The following is a 3,950-nucleotide window of genomic DNA, read 5'->3' on the forward strand; positions in this document are numbered from 1 at the left end:
TGATTTTTTATTTTTGCAATTTCAGCTGTATTTTTCAGTTTTTATATTTATGACGTGATGATATTAAACATAAATATTTATGTTTCAACACAAAAATGCTTATGTTTAGCTTGAAACTTAGCCCATCAAATGTAGAATCAAAAATATAGTTATTAAAAAATAATATTTAACACGCAAGCATCACTTGGCTAGAAGGTAGATTGCGCATGCATACCGTATTAATCGTGGATGATCAGGCTGATATCCGTCGCATGATGAACTTTACGCTTAGGGATGAATTCAGTTTGCTTGAGGCTGCGGACGGTGTTGCTGCGCTTGCATTGATACGGCAGCACAAGCCTGATGTGGTGTTGCTGGATATTATGATGCCGGGTGGTATGGATGGACTGCAAGTGTTGGAAACGATTCGGTCTGACCCTGCTTTGCAGAATATACGTGTGATTATGATTTCTGCCAGAGGTCAGGTGCAAGATTGCGAATTGGGCATCAAAAGCGGTGCTAACGCTTATTTTGTAAAACCCTTTAGTCCTGCGCAATTGTTAGCTGCGATTCATGAGCAGATAGCCGTATTAAAGAAACCATAGATTGCTGCTTCAGCACGTAAAGTGTGTGAGTGATTAAAGATTTATGCGTTGAAATGGACGATTGCAAAATGCGATGCAAATAATGCGATATATAAAATATAGTATATTTTTCATGTTGATTTTTAGCGTGCATCTTGCTGTGGCTGCCGATGCTAAGCCACCAATATTAATTGGATTAACTGCTGGTTTTGGCCTCAAAAACAGTAGAACGGCACAAGCGATTGAGAAGGGCGTATCGCTTGCCATTCATGAAATCAACGCTTCCGGCGGGGTGTTAGATGGTCGGCCACTCAAATTAATTACGCGGGATGACCGTGGCCTGCCAGCGCGTGGCCAAGATGTAGTGACTGAGCTTGCCGATAATCCCGATGTGCTGGCCGTGTTTACAGGGCGTTTTTCGCCGGTCACCATTGCAGTGGCTCCGATTGCCAATGCGCGCAAAATCTTGTTATTAGCGCCCTGGTCGGCGGCTGACTCCATTACTAAACATGCTTATCCAAACTATGTATTTCGCGTTTCACTCACTGATAGTTGGGCGCTGCACGCTATGCTGGAACATGCGCAACAGCGTGGGTTTAAAAAAATAGTTTTATTTATTCCTAACACGGCTTGGGGGCGAAGTTGTGAGCAGGCTTTGCTTCAGGCGCAGAAGCGCGATTATCAATTTAAGCATATAGCCATTAAATATAATCTGGGTGAAATAGACTTCAGACACAGAATTAAAGTTGCCAGTGACTTTGCTGCCGACGCTATTTTTATGGTATCGAATGAGGCTGAAGGTGCGCCTATTGTGCAGCAAATTGCCGAGCTACCAGCGGCAAGTCGCATGCCACTTGTTGCGCATTGGGGGGTGTTGGGTGGCGACTTTCCAAAGTTGGCTGGTGATGCGCTGCATGCAGTTGATTTTACTTTGATAACGACTTTTTCATTTGAAAACAATCGTCGCGATAAAGCCCAGCAGGTTGCGGCTGGCGTGAAGCGATTGTTTGATCAGGATGCAAAAACCATGCACGCACAGCCTGGGTTCGCGCATGCCTACGATTTAACCCACATGCTGGCGCTAGCAATTCGTGAGGCTGGTAGCGCTGAGCGCACGTCTGTGAGAGCAGCCTTAGAGCAGTTGGAAAGCTATCGTGGTTTAACGCGCGACTACCATCGCCCATTCAGCAAGTCGGACCACGAAGGGCTAGATCAGCAACAAGTGTTTATTGCGCGCTATGATCGTTTTGGCAAAGTTCGCAAAATGAGTGAGCACTAAGTGATGCGCCACGCTCAAAATTTTATGCAGCGTTTAAAAACTACTTATCTCAATTTTAGTTTACGCAGCAAAATAAGCTGGGCGCTAATCACTAGTGTATCTGTAGTATGTGGTCTGGTGATGCTGGCGTCTTACATGAATGCGTATCATCTGATTATTGATCACACCCACGAGTTGCTGAACAGTGAAGCTAAGCTCGATAAACGTGAGCTGGAAATTAAATTATCCGCTGAAATTCAATCTGCTAGCGAAGTGGCCAATAACTTCATTACCGCCAATGCTTTGGCAGACACCGAGCAAAGCCAATTATATTTAGTACCTTTCCTTAAAAACCAAAAGCACGCGTTTAAAGGCACGGCGTTATCGGTGCTTGATTACAGAGGCCGCTTGATTGCTGCCAATCTTAATCAAATAATCGATTACCAAGTGCATCCAATTTTTAGCCGTATGATGGAAACAGGCGTATTGCAAGCCTCGGTGCATCAAAATCTACATAGCGAACCAGTCCTCATGTTAGCGATACCGGTGCAATATCGCCTGTCGGGAGAGGTGGAAGGTGGGGTGGTGCTGGAAATACCGCTCAATGCTGTTTTGCAAGACAAGCTGGAAAATAATTTCCATTGGTTAGAAGACATCAACAATAAAGTTGTTGCCGGCAAAAAACCAATTCTTGATGATCTGTTGGTGTCAGCCAAGCATGAAATCAGCTTGCCTATACCTGAGATAAAGCTGGCTTACTATTTGGCACATGATCGCGAGCGTGCGTTGCAAAAAATTAACACCATGCTTATCGGTTATTTAGGCATCGCCTTGATGGCAGTGCTTGGTTTGTTGGCGTTTGCCAGATTTAGTGCGCGCTATATATCTGAGCCATTGGAATATTTATCTAAAGTAGCGCAGCAGGTCACCTCGTCAGGACGGCCTCGTTCGCATATTAATATTCAATCCAAAGATGAATATGGTGCATTGGCAAAGGCTTTTAACACCATGTTTGTGCGATTGGACGAAGTTTATCAAAGTTTAGAGGGGCGGGTAAAACTCAGAACACAGGAGCTGGAAAAAGCCAAAGCTGATGCCGAAGCTGCTAGAAATTTATTGAACGAGGCAGTCGCCAATGCGATTCATGGCTTCTGTATTTTTAATCAGGAAGACAAGCTGGTGGTGTGCAATGAAGCTTACCGGCAATTTACCCAGCTTGGCGATTACATAGAGATTGGCCGCTCTTATGAAGAGATATTAACCAAACAGGTGGAGCAGAAAGTTTTTCCTGACAGCATCGGGCGCGAACAAGCTTGGATTGCACAGCGCATGCAGCATCACCTAAAAGCCGATGCCAGCTTTGTTGAAGTCAAACGTGCCGATAACCGCTGGTTTATGGCACAAGAGGTGAGGAGTCCTAGCGGTTATCTGATTGCCAGCAGAATTGATATTACCGAGTTTAAACGTGTTACTGATGCTTTAACGCAACGTGAGCTATATTTACAAGCGACTTTGGATAATTTGCCATTTTTATTTTGGCTTAAAGATGCGCAAAGTCGTTTATTGGCAATTAATAAAGTTTATGCCGAAGCGTGTGATTTAGATCGCCCTGAGGATGCGGTTGGTAAAACCGAATTTGATCTTTGGCCGCCTGCAATTGCCGAGCGCTTACACGCAGACGATGATGAGGTGATTGCCAATATGCGCGAAAAAACTACCGAACAAATCATAGATGAAAAGTATGGCTTGAGCTGGTTAGAAATCTACAAAAAGCCAGTGATGACTGAAGATGGCAAAGTGATGGGCACGGTAGGTTTTGCGCGCGATATTACTGACCGTAAAAACGTTGAGCTTGCATTGGCCGAAGCCGAGATGCGTTGGTCTTTGGCGATGCATGGAGCTAATGACGGTGTTTGGGATTGGAACTTGCAAACCAATCAAGTGTTTTACTCCGAGCGCTGGAAAACCATGCTTGGCTTTGAGGATGAAGAAGTAGGTGACGCTGCCGACGAATGGCAACTGAGAGTGCATCCGGATGATCTGCAAAGGTCATTAGATCTCGTTCAGGCGCATCTCAAAGGCGAGACGGAGTTTTATTACAACGAACATCGTTTACGTTGCAAAGATGG

At 44.8% G+C, this 3,950-nt stretch carries 3 protein-coding genes; all 3 read left to right on the top strand.

The features are described 5' to 3' along the window. Positions 1–206 precede the first annotated feature (206 nt). Positions 207–584, top strand: a complete 378-nt coding sequence (locus B7X71_RS13320; RefSeq protein WP_293600991.1) for a response regulator — start codon at positions 207–209, stop codon at positions 582–584. 112 nt (positions 585–696) lie between these two features. Beyond that, entirely contained in the window at positions 697–1,842 is a 1,146-nt protein-coding gene (locus tag B7X71_RS13325) for an ABC transporter substrate-binding protein (protein WP_293600992.1), read from the top strand. Positions 1,843–1,845: 3 nt separating this feature from the next. Further along, on the top strand, positions 1,846–3,950 hold a 2,105-nt coding region (locus tag B7X71_RS13330), incomplete at its 3' end, for a PAS domain S-box protein (RefSeq protein WP_293600993.1).

The organism is Polynucleobacter sp. 39-46-10 (assembly GCF_002282275.1).

Coding starts and splice junctions, on each gene's coding strand:
- B7X71_RS13325 (WP_293600992.1), top strand. CDS start 697: ATGTTGATTTTTAGCGTGCATCTTGCTGTGGCTGCCGATGCTAAGCCA.
- B7X71_RS13320 (WP_293600991.1), top strand. CDS start 207: ATGCATACCGTATTAATCGTGGATGATCAGGCTGATATCCGTCGCATG.